The 16,184-nt window shown below is 35.5% G+C and carries 14 protein-coding genes and 1 riboswitch; of the genes, 1 reads left to right on the forward strand and 13 read right to left on the reverse strand.

Features of this window, described 5'->3' with window-relative positions; genetic code table 11:
* Positions 1-991: 991 nt before the first annotated feature.
* Positions 992-1,921: a LytR family transcriptional regulator gene (locus tag ACJ9PY_RS18160; protein ID WP_034308672.1), complete on the forward strand. Its 930-nt coding sequence runs from the start codon at positions 992-994 to the stop codon at positions 1,919-1,921.
* On the opposite strand, the gene ACJ9PY_RS18165 is transcribed toward ACJ9PY_RS18160, so the two are convergent.
* From ACJ9PY_RS18165 to ACJ9PY_RS18225, 13 genes are all read right to left on the reverse strand, one after another.
* On the reverse strand, positions 1,907-2,086 hold the full coding sequence (locus ACJ9PY_RS18165) for a hypothetical protein (RefSeq protein ID WP_411738674.1): 180 nt from the start codon (positions 2,084-2,086) through the stop codon (positions 1,907-1,909). The genes ACJ9PY_RS18160 and ACJ9PY_RS18165 overlap by 15 nt on opposite strands.
* A 705-nt stretch (positions 2,087-2,791) precedes the next feature.
* Complete coding sequence (locus ACJ9PY_RS18170; RefSeq protein WP_411738675.1) at positions 2,792-2,926, reverse strand: hypothetical protein; 135 nt, start codon at positions 2,924-2,926, stop codon at positions 2,792-2,794.
* Positions 2,927-2,994: 68 nt separating this feature from the next.
* Positions 2,995-3,126: a hypothetical protein gene (locus ACJ9PY_RS18175; protein WP_255294649.1), complete on the reverse strand. Its 132-nt coding sequence runs from the start codon at positions 3,124-3,126 to the stop codon at positions 2,995-2,997.
* 897 nt (positions 3,127-4,023) lie between these two features.
* Positions 4,024-4,149 (reverse strand): anti-repressor SinI family protein, encoded by a 126-nt coding sequence (locus ACJ9PY_RS18180; protein WP_145504642.1) that lies wholly within the window; start codon positions 4,147-4,149, stop codon positions 4,024-4,026.
* Positions 4,150-4,167: 18 nt separating this feature from the next.
* Positions 4,168-4,251: riboswitch (cyclic di-GMP riboswitch) on the reverse strand.
* A 391-nt stretch (positions 4,252-4,642) separates the two neighbouring features.
* Positions 4,643-6,442: an ABC transporter ATP-binding protein gene (locus ACJ9PY_RS18185; protein WP_411738676.1), complete on the reverse strand. Its 1,800-nt coding sequence runs from the start codon at positions 6,440-6,442 to the stop codon at positions 4,643-4,645.
* Between the two features lie 204 nt (positions 6,443-6,646).
* Positions 6,647-7,129: a lasso peptide biosynthesis B2 protein gene (locus tag ACJ9PY_RS18190; protein ID WP_411738677.1), complete on the reverse strand. Its 483-nt coding sequence runs from the start codon at positions 7,127-7,129 to the stop codon at positions 6,647-6,649.
* A 31-nt stretch (positions 7,130-7,160) separates the two neighbouring features.
* The gene (locus ACJ9PY_RS18195; protein ID WP_127778422.1) at positions 7,161-7,445 is read right to left on the reverse strand and encodes a lasso peptide biosynthesis PqqD family chaperone; all 285 of its coding nucleotides are present in this window, start codon (positions 7,443-7,445) and stop codon (positions 7,161-7,163) included.
* On the reverse strand, positions 7,435-8,376 hold the full coding sequence (locus tag ACJ9PY_RS18200) for an HPr kinase/phosphorylase (protein WP_411738678.1): 942 nt from the start codon (positions 8,374-8,376) through the stop codon (positions 7,435-7,437). The genes ACJ9PY_RS18195 and ACJ9PY_RS18200 overlap by 11 nt, the downstream gene beginning before the upstream one ends.
* A 125-nt stretch (positions 8,377-8,501) precedes the next feature.
* Positions 8,502-8,633 (reverse strand): paeninodin family lasso peptide, encoded by a 132-nt coding sequence (locus tag ACJ9PY_RS18205; RefSeq protein ID WP_141489635.1) that lies wholly within the window; start codon positions 8,631-8,633, stop codon positions 8,502-8,504.
* A gap of 15 nt (positions 8,634-8,648) precedes the next feature.
* Positions 8,649-10,589, reverse strand: coding sequence for a lasso peptide isopeptide bond-forming cyclase (locus tag ACJ9PY_RS18210; RefSeq protein WP_411738679.1), 1,941 nt, complete (start codon positions 10,587-10,589; stop codon positions 8,649-8,651).
* An 812-nt stretch (positions 10,590-11,401) separates the two neighbouring features.
* Positions 11,402-12,631, reverse strand: coding sequence for a nucleotidyltransferase family protein (locus tag ACJ9PY_RS18215; protein WP_411738680.1), 1,230 nt, complete (start codon positions 12,629-12,631; stop codon positions 11,402-11,404).
* A gap of 983 nt (positions 12,632-13,614) precedes the next feature.
* Entirely contained in the window at positions 13,615-14,643 is a 1,029-nt protein-coding gene (locus tag ACJ9PY_RS18220; protein WP_411738682.1) for a GDP-mannose 4,6-dehydratase, read from the reverse strand.
* Positions 14,618-15,994, reverse strand: a complete 1,377-nt coding sequence (locus ACJ9PY_RS18225; RefSeq protein ID WP_411738683.1) for a UDP-glucose dehydrogenase family protein — start codon at positions 15,992-15,994, stop codon at positions 14,618-14,620. Before ACJ9PY_RS18225 ends, ACJ9PY_RS18220 begins: the two co-directional genes overlap by 26 nt.
* Positions 15,995-16,184 lie beyond the last annotated feature (190 nt).

A 16,184-nucleotide genomic window follows, 5' to 3' on the forward strand; every position in this document is an offset into this window, starting at 1 on the left:
ATCCTTTTGTAGTTATAATTAAATTATTAACAACACGTTCCTTTATTGAAAATATATACAATATTATTGGAACTAACGGAAAAGGCAGCTTTTCGCCGCCTTTTATCTCACTCCGTACAATTGAATAATAAATTCGATCAACAACCTGTAAAAAAATCGGTTTTGAAGCCTGAAAATCCTCTGGCATCCTTTACACCTTAATCTTTCGGTCCAGCAGCCAATATGAAGCGAGGAACAATATTATTAATCCAATAACATCCAACCCGCCTGTCAAAAAGTAAATATTCCCCACACCTTCTATCCTACTTGAGACAAGCTAAACGACGTATTGCTAAAAGTCGGTACAGCCCAAATTTTATCCAGTTTCTGATATACCATTGTATGTTCAACCCAATTTTTAAACAAAACCATTCCTATAAACAGTAGAGACACTAATAGCCATCGAATATTTTTGATAAGTTGATTCTCTGCAAGTGTATGGTAAACACCTCATAAAAACAACATCCCACCGTCATACCCCCGCTTATCTGTAACAAGCCTACTAATTCCAAAATAATTTCCACCTGAGAGTCTGGCTGAAAATAACTAGTCGGAACCTTAAGAGCCACAAAAACAAAAGAGAAGGCCAATAAAATGGAAATCACCTGAAACAGCACACTTGACAATAATTTCACTTCCAAAGCTACGTCGCTGCAGACTGGGATTGTGAATCCACAATTGCACCTTCCCGCCGTAAATCATAAAATCAAAGTGAACATAATAAATGGCGAAGTGACTGATCGGGAAATCTATACTTCTCTGGTTGTCGGTTGTGCAATTTGACCTATTAGTATGCGGATTTTTAGAGGTTACAAGTCTTGTAGATGGGTAATCACGATTTAAACACCAAAATATGTCAAAGGTATTATAAAATAGTAAAATATACTATTCTTTTACTATGAAATTAAATATAATAGATGAAGTGGTTACAAAAAGAGGAAGGAAGTAAACTATGAGACATGAAAAAAAGAAGAAAAAGAAACGGACATGGCTGAAGGTAGTCGGGATAATTGTCCTACTTTTTATACTAGCCGGGGGAGCCTTTGCCTACTCCGTATGGAATTCACTGACTAAAACCGTTGACACGATGCATACACCAATAGACCGTACCACGGATAAACGAACGAAAGACCTTGCACTGTCAGATCAGGAGCCATTCTCGATGCTCATGCTTGGTGTCGATGAACGTGATGGCGACAAAGGCCGTTCAGATACAATGATCGTCTTGACAGTCAATCCACAAAAGAAATCAGTCAAGATGCTAAGCATTCCGCGTGATACACGGACCGAGATCGTCGGTCATGGGACACAGGATAAAATCAACCATGCATTTGCCTTCGGCGGCGCGAAAATGTCCATGGATACCGTTGAAAACTTCCTGGATATCCCAATTGACTATTATATGAAGATCAATATGGAAGGCTTTAAGGATATCGTTGACGCAGTCGGCGGCGTGACCGTTCAAAACGATTTGGACTTCACATCCGATGGCATTCATTTTGCAAAAGGTACGCATACCCTTAACGGGAAAGAAGCCCTTGCCTATTCAAGAATGAGACATGATGATCCGAGTGGAGATTTCGGCCGTCAATCCAGACAACGTGCCATCATCGAGGCTGTCATCAAGGAAGGCGCTAGCCTTTCATCATTGACGAAATACGATGAAGTCTTCGCTGCACTCGGTAATAATATCCAGACTAATTTGACGTTTGATGACATGATGGACATCCAAAAGAACTACAGGGACGCTAGCAAAAGCATTACCCAATCCTCCATAAATGGAAACGGAACGAAAATCGACGGAATCTACTATTATATTGTGTCGGATGAAGAAAAAGAAAAGGTTCAATCCGAATTAAAAGAACAATTATCCATCAAATAAGAAAAAATGAGAAGAGCTGTCCGGACCGCATCCTGACAGCTTTTTCATTTTCCCCGTCCAATATTCTGACAAAAAACGAACACCAAATGTAGAGATTTGTTGGAATTTTTGTTGTTTATTAGGCATGAAAAGACGGTATAATCTAATATGAGCTGATAATTCCATCTTCCCCTTGCCCCTTTCATCACTTGACACAATTATTCTTTGGACCCGGAATTCCATCAATCATCATTCATCATTCATCAACTATAATAAATGACCCTAAACAAAAGGAGTGGATTTAAATGAAAATCAAAGCAGGCAGCTGGGCTATGCTAAGCAAACAGGACAAAATGTTTATTCTGAAAGCCATCAGTGACCGTTCAAGAATGAAATATGTTTCATGAGAAGTGGATCTTTTCGCCATTACATGAGAGCAGCGCCTCTCCCTTTTCAATAAAACGAACTTGAGCCTGAAAAAGGAGAGGAATCTATTTAAACTGGTAACCCATACAAACACCATTCGCCTTTTTCCTTTACAACATACCAATTTTGTTCCAAAATAAACACCCTATAGCGAGATTTGAAGACCAGTGTAGCTCTGGTATTTCATAGGCCAATTTATGCTGCCTCCCAACCTAATCCAGACACTAGTTTTTCACTTTCTTAAATATCGACCTACATTATCATACTGAAACATCTGCACAGCCATATTTGTAAAAATACATGCTCCCGCTATTGCACATAATCTGCACGATTAAATCGCAGCTTTGAAACGCTTTTTCAACCACTCGGCCAATGAAAAATGATACAAGCTCCTAACCAGAAGAATACTCATTAAAAAAGCCTATTAGAATCTTACATTTACTCCTCGCCTTCATAGGTTTACTTTCATAAACGACAAAAAAGAAGCATGTTATGGACATGCTCCTTCATAATATGTAGCCCTATGAGTTCTTCAGATTTATTAGCGGCTTCTTCATCTAGTAAACCGCCAATCGTGACCAGGATGACCATCCCTGCCATAAAGGGAACGACCACCGGTTAGTTTTCAATACCCAACACCAATAAGCCCAAGACCAATTATCTACAAATCATATACTATCAGGTTGTTCAATGATCCCGCTTAATTTCTCCTTAATCTCCTCCACAAGTTCATTCACAGTAACATCTTGTCCAGACTCGCCCTTGGCAAAAGTGTCTTTTAAAATATCAAAAAAATCCATTAGAAATTTCCACTCCAATATATAATTGAGCCACGATTCCATACTGTTGTCCTAATATTTTTTTCAAAAATAAGGAATCTAGCTCATTTATTTGATAATCACATATATAGTAGGAATTGGCAAGCGGAAACTAGTTTATCAATATATAATTCACAGAAAATTAACAATTACTAAACATTAGTAGAAAGGATTACTAGTAAAATTAAATTATTTATGTGTTAAAGGAAAACAAAAAAGGACCGATTGCTCAGCCCCTTCGACACCCCGCACTATACTTGTCCCATAAAATAAGTCATTAATGAAATCAAAACTAAAATAATTGTAATATAAGTCCCAATAAAAATTTTCTTGCTTCTTTGTTTCTTTTCATAAACTTCCTCGAACGTAATGAATTTGTTTTTTGTCATCAAATAGTCTCCTTATATCTTGATGGCAGCTATCTGACATCGCCTTTTGCGAAGTCCCTTTGCTTAATCTCTATAATCTAGTATCGGCACATAACCAAAAATCCTTAAGTATTATTGACTATTTTTTATAGGCTATATTTCTCAAAATTACAGCACGATAAGACTAAAGCATTATGTACACTAACTAATTTCTATGATCATCCTGTTAAATCCTGCCTAGATTTCATTTTAATAATCTAAATTTTAAGCGCTTACTTTACAAAATTCATGATTATTTTTATCCAACCGCAAAATGCCAACCATAAAGGAACACTGAATAAAGTTCCCCACATTAATCCCTTCAAAAAGGCAATAGGTACATTCATAATAAAAATCCCCCTCAATAAGGTTTCATTTTATTATTATCGCCATTTTCTTTATTCTGGATACCTTTTTCGTTAATGAAAACAAAAAAAGAAGACTGATTAACAGCCTTCCCTAAGTATTTTTATTATCCCCTGATGTCTGCTTTGTTCTTTCCTTTTATGAACTCTCGCACTTCTTCAATAGATAATCCTAGACTTTTGGCCTCCAAAATTAGATAAATCCATTCTTCCCGTTCATTGTTAACTTCCATGATAAATCCCACCCAACTTGTGGTAACACAGCCATCTTAGCATTAAGCCTTAGACCTGTAATTTTGCGTCCCTACTTTTCAATAGGTTTGCCTTTCTCAAGAATATTTCACATTAATTATTAACCAAGATTAATAAATCTCTTGAATCCCTGTTTCCATGGTGCTGATTAAAACTATATTAATGTTAATTATACTTAAAAACGTAATAATAGCTCTTAATACTATTCGTTTTTTTATGTCATTTTTCAACATCTTTCATCAAAAAATGACATCATAACCAGAAAACACTGCTATAATACGCTTTCTTTACAACTCTTTTATTAATAATAGAATTATAATAGCATAAATAAGCTCGAATTTACTATTCTACAAAAATATTTTTTTAAAAATACGAGGACTAAGTGATTTAGTTTTAATTTATTTTTCCCACGAAAAAAGCCAGCATTACAAACCTTAATATGGCTGTAACCTGACTTTAACTCCAGTAAAATATTTACACACTTGATTCCATTTGGATACCTAATAAATTGCTAAACATCCCTCTTTTTTCATTCGCTAACTGGTTATATTCACCGACCTGAATGATTTCCCCCTGATCCATGACCAGCACTTGATCGGCATTGCGAATCGTCGTTAATCGGTGAGCTATGACGATGATGGTCATTTTTCCTTTTAATCTTTCAATAGCGGATTGAATCTTTGCTTCGTTCTCCGTATCCAAAGCACTCGTCGCTTCATCCAATACCAGGATGGCCGGTTTGCGTAAAATCGCTCTGGCTAACACTAGACGCTGCCTTTCTCCTCCTGATAGTCGGACACCCCGATCGCCGATGAGTGTATCCAAACCTTGTGGAAGCTTACTGACAAAATCAGCAGCTGCCGCGAACTCCAAAGACTCCCATATGGATTCATCACTTGCCTCAGGATCAATGATCAGCAAATTTTCCCTTATTGTTGCATTAAAGAGAAATGGATCTTGCGGGATATAACTTATGGACCTCCGCAGCGATAATAGTCGGTCATTAGTAAGGGGAATATCATCTATTCTGACTTCCCCCCTATTTGGGTGATTCAATCCCATTAATATATCTATTAAGGTGCTTTTTCCGGCACCCGATCGGCCGACAATAGCCGTCATACGGTTAGAGGGGATGTGTATGCTTATATTTTTAAGGGCATAAGTGCTCTCATTTTGATCATAACTAAAATAAACATCACGGCAATCCAATCCTCTTTTAATTTCAATAGGCATGATATTTTTATAATCAGATTCATATAACTCTCTTGCTTCTCTACATTCGTTTTGTAAATCCGACAATGCTTTAAAAGATGGAAGCGTAGATCCTATTTGCTCTAAATTTGATTGAATGCTAGTAAACCTTGGCCACAACCTTGAAAAAATAACCATGATCAGCATTAGTTGGGCTGGCTGGGCCATGAACATCTTTATCGAAAAAAACACAAAAATGGCAATTAAGACTGAGGATACAATTTTGAAGATCATCTGTGACGTCGTATTTAAGGTCGTTAACTTGATTCTGTTTCTTTCCATTCTCTCACTCAAAGATAGAAACCAACTCAAATGAGAGTCCTCTAGTGAATTACTTTTGATATCTTTCATTCCGTTAAGATGATCAGTCATACCTGCTAAATATGTTTGTGTTAACTGGAAGGTTTCCTTTCCAATAGACTGAGACTTTTTCACAAATTTCCGTGACGAAAAAATAAGGATGCCCCCAAAGGCTATGATAAAACTCGTCATTGGAACAGATAAATAGAAAGCTATTCCGATTTGAATCAAAGTAAAAATAAGAGAAGATATAAACTGTAAAAATAAATTAATTCCTGCACTTACATTGAAGGTTTCGTTTGTCATGATGTTGATAATATCGGATTTCCTCTTTTTTAAGTAAAATCCCCAATTGACCTGCAGCAGACTGCCATACGCATCATCCCTTAACTTTCTAACAAAACCTTGTTGGATTTTGACTCCCAAGATTGTTTGATTCCGCTTAAATACACTTTGTCCAACCATTAATATCACATAAACACCAAGTATTAATAAAAGACTGACCGTTTCCGGAATTCCTGTGAATAATCCATTAACCCAGCTTAAGAAAGGAACGTCATCCGTTTTTATATTCATTACACCGGTCAACCCAATCAATGGGATCAATAAGAAAATTCCTACCCCTTCTAAAAAGCTTACTAAAATCATACAAATAAGATTGATATATAATATTTTCCCCGAATAATCATGTATTTGTTTCGTAAAAAGTAAAAGATGCTTCATAACCATATCCTCCATTTGCAGGCCATATTTGACCGTTTCCTCCATGATACTGATAATAAAGCGCGAAAATGGAAGGAAAGGTATTAGGTATCCACTTTTCTAAGACTATTATTCACATTGAAGATAGTATGGGTGGGGTGGTGACACGTGGACTCCTGGATAAACCTTGGAGGGTTTATTTGGTTGAAATAGAATGTTATCAGATTAACCAGACTCTTGTTCTTTCAGGACTCCATTTTCGTTCTTTTTAGAGAACTTAGAAACAACAGTGAACCTATCCATCACTTCAGCTCCCGTTATATAAAAAGGTCCACTGCGAAGCCAAGCATGTGCAATGAGCCCTCCATTCTCATCTTTGGCTGTACCTAAATAAAGAGTGCTATCAATCTTTCGTTTTTCCAGCATCTTCATAGCCGCCATTGCCTTTACAAGACACTGGCTTTCCCATATGGTGTAGCGGCTCATAATATTTATAGCCCGTGAAACATTTGCTAAAATCTCTTTATCCGCTGCAATCAATTCATATGATGACTCTTTCATCTGTTCACCAAGTGTTGGGGCAACTTTTGAAAAGGAAATGCTTTTAAGATAACGGGCCCTGCCTAAATGTAAAAAGGCCTCGATATACAGCAGCTTTGTCTTGAAATTTAATCGAAGAAAAGTCTGAGCTTTCTTTGCGATATTCATTGTTTAGCCTCCTAGACTAAGATTCATGATACTAGGAATGGATGCTAACTAAGCCTTGTTCTAACAATTGACTTAAAAAGTCAGTGACATGTGACTGACAATCGGTTTGGTCGACATTGTATTGTGACTGTAATGTTGTAACTAACTCTTGAATCGTGATAGGCTCCTTCATTAACTCCCATATTTCCCCGCCCAGTTCACCTAAATTATAATATTTACCGTTAGCAACGCTTAACATCACTTTTTCCCCATCCATGTCACTTACTATGTTTCCTGGACTTTGGCTATATTTCGTATCAAGTTGATTAGTAATCATGAACTCTTTCCTCCCTTTTTAATACCTTTAAAATAATTTCCGATAAGTCTGGCGCCGTGAAGCGATTCGTTGGTCTACGTAATTGAAAAAACTCAATTTTCTTAATCATTTTGGCTGAAGTATTAAAATGCCAGTCCATCAATCCAGATCTTTGGATAAAAAAATTACGGTATGTATGATGATACAATTTATAAAATCTTTGAAGAGATGGTATAGGATTAATATCTATCTCGTCATTCTCTCCCTTGATCAATTCAAATACACCAGCAAGCGGGAGTTGTTCGGTAATAAACTGATCTTGAACAGGAACAGCGAATTTATCTTCTCTAACAATGAGTGGCTGATAGTGATTTGAATCCATTTCAAAATGATTTAAGCTTTCCAGCCATAATTTTTGTTGTGGGTATGAGGGTGTTACAATTGGTATATTTTCATTATTTAGCGTTACTGGTATAACATCATCACTCATGAGCTTATAGCCCCTTTTTAAAAAAGCTGAAGCAAGAGTGGATTTCCCAGCGCCAGAATCACCAACGATTGCATATGCCTTTCCATCTATGGCTACCGCACTCCCGTGTATAGGAAGGATTTTTCTTTGCATCAAAATGGCTCCCATGCATGTTCCGAGGATATAAAGACGAATCTCATCCTCTTGTGCTGAATCAATTGGACAAAATTCTATTCTATTTCCGCTTTGAATCAAAAAAATGGCCGTCTTGGAAATATAAAACATGATCCAGTCTTTCTTAATGACAAAATCATCATCAGGAACTGAATGCTCAGACCATAAAGCATGGAGATCAGCTTTTTTGATAAAAATATCTGCTTTATCATCCTCTATATTTATAGGAAGCAATTCAGGTAAAGCTATATCACTTGTAACAGTTAAACCATACGCTTCATATACAGTTCTTGTTTTGATACCGATCATATAAATACCCCCGCACATAAATAACGTCTCTTAATTAGACTAGTTCTAATGTATAAGTCATACCCCTATTATCTGGATAAATAGGGGCTTAGGGGAATCCTAACAGACTTGGTAGCGTAAAAAGCTTAACTAAAAGTTATATCACCTTTAGGTGTGCCTGCTGGAAATGCAGCATCTGTGTAATCACCATCTGTTCCAAGCATTGTTTGATTAACATCAAGAACTTCCAATTCTGGTTTTTTCCATTCCTTTTTCATAGTATTCACCTCCTTTTAATTGAATCGTCTTAAAAATCGATACACGATTAAACTCCGCATTAGGAATTTATGGTCAGGATTTGTAGCAAGTTCGGGACTCGTTCCTTTTCTAATCGTTCCTAAAGCATTCTTGATTGCTTGACCATCCAGGAATTCCAGAGCATTATCATCTGTGCTCAGCTGCTCAATCTCCTCTATGAATTCACCCCATTTAGGCAGCATTCTGTGAACCCAATCAGCACCTTGGACACCTCTGTACCGTTGGTTTAGCCGTACCTTATCGGGTAAGACATTCACTGTTGCATTTCTAATCAGGGCACGATCCATCCCATTCTGTACATATTGATCTTCCGGGAGTGATAAACAAAAGCGAATGACACGGATATCATTGGTCGGATCTCGCTTCCACATCTTGTATCTTAAGGAGAGCTTTGTGGAAAGCGTATTCCCTGCATTCCACTGAAAGATATCCTCAAAGTGCTTTTTTCTTTCATTAAAAATATCAGAATTTGAATACCAGCCTGTTTCATCCATGCCGAATTCTTTAAATTTGTCATATACGCCTATTTCTTCTGCAAATCCTGGATTGATTAAGGAAGGGATTTTATATGGAGCACCTTCCGGAAAGAGCCGATCAATGATTGGAAAGCCGATTCTTGCAATAGTTTTCGCCCTTCTCAATCTAGATCCGCCAACATTTCTCCTATATTGTTCCAACTCTTGATAAAGGCGAACCCACTTTAATCTTTTTAATAGGAGGGAGTAATACTCTAAGGGGAATCCCCAGGAAATTGAAAAGTTCCCTCTATCTCCATTCAGCAAAACACCAATGTCATCCTCATGAGCTTCTTCAAACATTCCTTTCAACCAGAAAGAATTTTCAAAAAACTTATATGGCATTTCCATGATGTCAAGGAAGTCTTCCATTTCAGAATAGGAGTCTTTGCCCTTAAAGTCACAATAATTATCAATAATGCCGCCAACATGTCCCACCGTCGATTTGATGAAAGGGCGTTCGTCAGCCAATAAGTATTTAGGAGTAAAATCTTTAAAATCTTCGGGAGGAATATAACTATATGTATGTAATGCAGTGCTTTCCCGCTGCAATTGATTCACAGCAAAGCCAACAACAGCTCCGGAATCCAACCCACCACTCAACTGGGCGCCAACCTTCCGATGTGCCCTTAATCTAGATGTAACTGCTTCCTGGAAGACACTTTGGAATGCTTCGATGTAATCTTCATTAGATTTAAGTTTTAACTTATCACTCTGAGTTAAATAGGAATATCGTTTTAAAGTAACCCTATTATTCTCTATTGTTAAGCTATGGGATGGTGGTATTTGATTTATCGTTGTATACGGCGTTAATGATGAATCTACTGCATCAATCATTCCTGATACAGCCAAATACTCAGCAAGCCACTGCTCATTCAACTTTTTTTCAATAAAAGGTAATGATAAAAGCGGATCCATAGTCGTGCAAAAGGCAAATTTCTGAGAGTTTTGATGATAATAAAGGGTTCTGCTTCCTGAAAAATCCCTTGCACCAAACAGCTTATGTTTCTTTTCATCCCAAATGACAAAAGCAAAGTCCCCTACCAAGAACTTTGGGGCATCTTCACCCCACTTATAATAGGAAAGAAGAATCAGTTCACTATCTGTCATGCCCTTTTGATTGGATAGTTTAACTTGTAACCTCTGGAATAACTCATCACGATTATCAATAATGGCATCAGCATTAATGGTACATCGCCTTTCAAAATCATAAAGCGGAAGCTGCTCTCCAACAGATTCAGGCGTGATCCATTGAGCATGACAACCGAGAAAAACCTTTTCCGAATGCCACATTTGGATTGAATCAGCAGGGTACTTTTGTAAAGCCGTCATCATAATATGGCATTGTTGAAGATTTATAGGTTCTTCATTAAAATGATAAATACCGGCTATAGCACTCATCTTTTCCCCCTGTTGTTTTGTTATGTAATGAAAATTACATTAGCTTCCTTCGATGATGGTTAAAAACTTTGATGAAAACACTTCTATCATCTGATTTATAAAATTTCACCCCAACTAATTTTAAGGGTGTCCATATTTCTTTCATATGTAAAAGTGGCATTTATTTTCATCCTTTCTTAATAAACCATGTATTATCTGTATCTTCCTTTAATAAATTCCATTTTTAAATCCACGATTTAAAAAACTAAAGAATCAAATATTAATACTAGTTACTTTTATACTTATTAATTGTTTTTGTATTCATATTTCCCCTGGTTTGTCCTTTTTAAGAAATACACCTGTCATTTTAACCTTTTTTACGAACAATTTGTTCTTTATAACGAATTACATAAGCTAAAATTACCATCTATTTAAGCCTATGTCAATAATATTTTTCCATATTTAAATCTATAATAGTACGTAATAAGTAGGACGAAAACTTTCTAACTTAGCAAGGATTTTCCGGTCCTATACCAAATCATATCCTCATAATAATTGATGAGTCTACCTATAAACCAAAAGTAAACCAGTGTTGATAGCATTAATCTACTATTCCAACTATCAAACACTACAACATCATATTTTTGAAATCCCTCTTTTTCTCAAACACTTTTTATGATCATGCATTAATCAGGAAAAAATTTTATAATAACCTTATCTTTCCAAACCTCAGCCAACAACAGCCCGTATACATGTCTAGAAAAAATAACCCCATAATGCTAGAAAGCAGAATTCTTACCTTTTTGCAATCTAACACTATAGAGTTATCTTAATCAGGACTTCCTTGTCTTTCTCCAGAATATTAAAAAGGGGCGCAACGGAAAATATAAAAAATAAAGGGATTTAGGTAACCTCAATGTTTTTACATCCCCAGAAGTTGGATTTAATAATTTCATAACAAAAATAAGTTTGTGAATATTAGTCTTTACAGAATATTGATAAAAGTTAACAATGAACAACTTCTTGAGACTCGACTTTAGTGAAAATGGGTGATGCTTATTGTAATTAGCTAAAGCTTCCTTTGACGACTGGTTAATATACATATGACCCATTTCAACAATATAAAATCCAGCCAATTTTGCTAGTTTTCTTGAACGTTTTTCTTTTATTAATGGTAGGATTCCTTCATGAATTGGAGTTTCAAATAGTTGAGAAGATAATATAAGTGCTTGTCCTATTAAGTAAGAATGTTGGTATTTTTTTAGTAATGAGTAATCTCCTTTTGTAAAATTTCTTTTTCTAATGATTTGATCAACATCAGCTAGCCATCGAAGACGAAACCACCCATGTTTGGCACCATGAGTAACAAGATATAAAAACAAATCATCCTCACCAAAAAAATAAACGGGATAACTTGTTAGAAAACTAACCCTTTTCCTTTTCCACAATTCATCAAAGCTTGGCTCTTTTGCAGGGGGACGATAGAGTCTCCAATGAATTTCAATCTGGATTTTCTTTTGAGAATGATAATATGATACGTGGTGACTCCCCCATTTCCTTATTGTTGAAGTGGATGAAACTCCCTCTTTTTCATATCCACAATTAAATAAAAGCAATTCAGCCTTTTTTAAATCAGTTATAGGAATAAGAATATCTAAGTCTTTAGAAGTTCTCAAGGAAATATCCCCATAAATGTCAGCGGCAATTGCCGGACCTTTTAAAAAAAGGAGACGAATATTATTTTCAGTAAATAATTTACTTAATCGTTCCATTTCCCCACTTAAATGAAGCATTTGAAACGTATTTTCTTTGTACTCTTGAGACAAGGCTTGAATAACATATAAGGGAATTAATTCTACATCTATCTTATTTAACTTTGAATAAACTAGTGGATAAATTCGATGGTGCATTGCCAACTGCAAGAATAACTCCCAATCAATATCTATAAAATTTTTATTATTTATTGGATCTGTACCTTCTTTATTTTTCATATTAATAATTTGAAGTAATAACCTTAATTCCTTTGGTATATAAGACAAGTCAATATTCTGAATTTCCCCCATAACCCCATCCTCCTTACTTAGTTGTACCATCTTAAACATAATATATAAAAAGACTGCCACATAGCCTATATAAAGAACAACTCATCCTTTGTTTTTAAGATTGTCAAGAAATCCCTTGGCACAAAAAATAATCTGTCCTATATGATAGAGAATAATAAAAAAAATGAATTATCAAAAAATTAAATTGGCATTAAAGTTAGTGGTTTCCCAGTAAAGGGTAGGATTTGAAGCGTAAGAGTTTCAATATGTTGAATAATTTGCTAATAGTGTATAAAGCAATTTTGAATGGACGATATATATAACTTTTTTAAAAGATATAGATATAATAAACTAATTGGTCAATGGATAAAGTAAACTGATTTTAGGTATGACTAGAGATTTACAACAAATTATTAAGCTTAAGGATTCTGTACAAAAATAAAAAAAGAAATTACTAAATGAATTATAACTTCACTCTGCAATGTTTTTTGACCCTTTTTCAAAACCCATTTAGGCGTATTCAATGAGAGAAGTATTTAATATAAACAGCTTTAATGATTTTCTATACTGCTTTTTTCCATATTAAAACATATTATACACTTTTAGAATTATTATTGCACTAATAAATTAGGTAAATAGTAATGTTTTTGATAATCTAATTTTGCATCACTTTTAAGTGGTTTTATCATAGAGCTCTCCTGTCTGGCTTCAGATTCTCTTAAAACAAGAGTGTTTTAAAAATATCCCCCTTTCTACAGTAAGAATTTCCTTACTTTTAAATTAACAATCTACACTCTTACAATATAATATCCAGTTAAACACGGCTTCATATTATGAAAGCAAAATACAAAAAAGACAAAGAGCATTTTTTCAATGACTCTCTGTCTCTATTAATCTTTCGAGAAATTTCTAGTAGTGACAGGCAACAAAATTCAAAGATATTTTTCATTCAGTCCATACGCCACCTCACTCTAACAATACTAAGCTTCTTATAGTCGTTTTACTTATAACCTATAATACTCCACATACCAATTTGCGAAATTCTGTAAGCCTTCTGCTATCGAAGTCTCTGGTTTAAAACCCACAGCCTTCTGCAATAATTCAGTTGAGGCATAAGTGGCAGGTACATCTCCTGGCTTGATCGACTCGAAAACCTTTTCAAATTGTACTTCTCTACCTAGAGCATTACTCAAACATTTCTCCAAAGTTTCAATGAATACCATCAATTTTTCAGGATTGTTGTTTCCAATGTTAAATACTTTGTGAGGAACCTTATTATCTCCAACTGAAGGATTGGAAAGAAGACGCTCAATCCCTTCCACAATGTCATCAATGTAGGTGAAATCCCTATATAAGTCATTTTCAAAATCACCATTATTAAAAATCTTAATTGGCTCACTAGCAAAATACTTATCAGTAAATCCAAAATAGGCCATATCCGGTCGTCCCATAGGGCCATAAACAGTAAAGAAACGAAGACCTGTAGTAGGAATATTATATAAATGACTGTATGTATGAGCCATCAATTCATTGGATTTCTTAGTAGATGCATAAAGCGATACAGGGTTGTCTACAAAATCTGTTTCTTCAAATGGAACCTTTTTATTGGCTCCATAAACAGAGCTTGATGATGCATATACAAGGTGATCTACTGGATTGTGTCTGCATGCTTCGAGGATATTGTAAAAACCTATGATATTGCTTTGAATATATACATCTGGATTCTCTATTGAGTATCGCACTCCGGCTTGAGCAGCTAGATTTATCACAATATTAGGCTTGTGCTCTTCAAAGATACTTGTGATCATGTTCTTATCTGAAATATCCCCTTTAATAAAGGTAAATTTATCATAAGGTTCCAGTTGCCCCAAACGAGTATATTTAAGATTCACGTCATAATAATCATTTATATTATCAACACCGATTACTCTACAGCCCTGTTCCAGTAGTTTCCTAGATAAGAAAAATCCAATGAAACCTGCTGCCCCTGTGATAAGATATGTTTTATTAAGATCTTGGGATTTGTAATCCACGGTTTTCCGCCTCCTTTTTACCTTCTCTAGTTGTAGGTTTTCTTCCGATAGAATGATATTCTACCCCTGCTTCTTGCATCTCTTCAACACGATATATATTCCTTCCATCATATACCAAAGGTGTTCTCATTAACTTCTTATACATCTCAGGCGTTACTGCTTTCACTTCTCCCCATTCAGTAAAGATAAAGCAGACATTTGCCCCTTCTAAAGCATGTTTAATATTTGAAACATAAGTAATACTGCCTTTATCAGTCTTCCCTTCTGGATGCACTCTAGCAAAGTTCTCTGCACCAACAGGATCATACGCATAAATATCAGCACCTTGCTCTAATAATAAAGGAACATTCTCAAGAGATGCTGCTTCTCTTAAATCGTCAGTACCAGGTTTAAAAGTCAACCCTAGTACCGCTACTTTAAGACCGTTAAAAGTAATGAGTCTTTTACTAGCTTTTTTATATAGCATCGTCTTTTGGTTTTTGTTCACATCAATGGCAGCTTTAACTGTTTTAAGCTCATAACCGTTTTGTCTTGCCAGATACTCCAATGCTTTAGTATCCTTTGGAAAACATGAACCGCCATAACCAATTCCTGCATTTAAAAACTTGCTTCCAATACGATTATCGAAGCTCATTCCTCTAGCAACATCTTGAACATCCGCACCGACAAGTTCACAAAGATTGGCAATATCATTCATATAAGAGATTTTAAGGGCAAGAAAATCATTGGAGGCATACTTAATCATTTCTGCTGATCTTCTGTTAACTGAAACTACAGGTAAATGAAATGGCTCATAAATATTCTGCATCCGTTCTTCAGCCCATTTACTTTCTGTTCCGATAATAATCCGTTCGGCATGTAGCGTATCATGGACAGCAGAACCTTGTGCCAAGAATTCTGGGTTCGATACAACTTCTACTTTTACATCATTAACTAAAAAGTCTTGAATAAACTGCTCCACTTTATCATTCGTTCCAATTGGAACTGTTGATTTTACAACAACAAGACAGTCTTTTTCTACCGATTCAGCAATTTGCTTTGCAACAGTTGCGATATATGAAAGATTCGCAGAACCGTCCGGTTGCTCTGGAGTCCCCACACCTATAAAGATCGCATCAGCATCCTTGTAGGCAGATTTATAATCAGTTGTATAATCAATTCTTCCGGCAGCATAATTCTTCTGCATCAATTCTTCCAAATCGGCTTCATAGATAGGAGAAACACCAGACTTCATGATGTTCACTTTTTTTTCATCAATATCAACACAGGTCACTTGATGCCCAACTTCAGCAAAACCTACACCTGCTACTAAGCCAACATACCCTGTTCCTGCTACTGCTATTTTGTACATAGTTACGACTTCCTTTGCTTCTTGTATTTGTATAAATTAAACCAAAGTTATAAATTTAAAACTATCATTTAAAAACCGAACATTCCGACTTATATTATATGAAATAATATAGTTTAGCACTGAATGCAAGTAAAGGGCAGTTAAAATATAAATTTCTATTTCAATAAAACTCGACAATTCTTTAGAGTAT

The organism is Peribacillus sp. S4 (assembly GCF_046715815.1).
GTDB classification, from domain to species: Bacteria; Bacillota; Bacilli; order Bacillales; family DSM-1321; genus Peribacillus; species Peribacillus frigoritolerans.

What these genes read in the sequence shown, in the direction of transcription:
- ACJ9PY_RS18185 (WP_411738676.1), bottom strand. Translation starts at nt 6,442, where the DNA reads ATGAAGCATCTTTTACTTTTTACGAAACAAATACATGATTATTCGGGG.
- ACJ9PY_RS18160 (WP_034308672.1), top strand. Translation starts at nt 992, where the DNA reads ATGAGACATGAAAAAAAGAAGAAAAAGAAACGGACATGGCTGAAGGTA.
- ACJ9PY_RS18200 (WP_411738678.1), bottom strand. Translation starts at nt 8,376, where the DNA reads ATGATCGGTATCAAAACAAGAACTGTATATGAAGCGTATGGTTTAACT.
- ACJ9PY_RS18190 (WP_411738677.1), bottom strand. Translation starts at nt 7,129, where the DNA reads ATGAATATCGCAAAGAAAGCTCAGACTTTTCTTCGATTAAATTTCAAG.
- ACJ9PY_RS18180 (WP_145504642.1), bottom strand. Translation starts at nt 4,149, where the DNA reads ATGGAAGTTAACAATGAACGGGAAGAATGGATTTATCTAATTTTGGAG.
- ACJ9PY_RS18170 (WP_411738675.1), bottom strand. Translation starts at nt 2,926, where the DNA reads ATGGCAGGGATGGTCATCCTGGTCACGATTGGCGGTTTACTAGATGAA.
- ACJ9PY_RS18165 (WP_411738674.1), bottom strand. Translation starts at nt 2,086, where the DNA reads ATGGAATTATCAGCTCATATTAGATTATACCGTCTTTTCATGCCTAAT.
- ACJ9PY_RS18195 (WP_127778422.1), bottom strand. Translation starts at nt 7,445, where the DNA reads ATGATTACTAATCAACTTGATACGAAATATAGCCAAAGTCCAGGAAAC.
- ACJ9PY_RS18175 (WP_255294649.1), bottom strand. Translation starts at nt 3,126, where the DNA reads ATGGATTTTTTTGATATTTTAAAAGACACTTTTGCCAAGGGCGAGTCT.
- ACJ9PY_RS18210 (WP_411738679.1), bottom strand. Translation starts at nt 10,589, where the DNA reads ATGAGTGCTATAGCCGGTATTTATCATTTTAATGAAGAACCTATAAAT.
- ACJ9PY_RS18225 (WP_411738683.1), bottom strand. Translation starts at nt 15,994, where the DNA reads ATGTACAAAATAGCAGTAGCAGGAACAGGGTATGTTGGCTTAGTAGCA.
- ACJ9PY_RS18215 (WP_411738680.1), bottom strand. Translation starts at nt 12,631, where the DNA reads ATGGGGGAAATTCAGAATATTGACTTGTCTTATATACCAAAGGAATTA.
- ACJ9PY_RS18205 (WP_141489635.1), bottom strand. Translation starts at nt 8,633, where the DNA reads ATGAAAAAGGAATGGAAAAAACCAGAATTGGAAGTTCTTGATGTTAAT.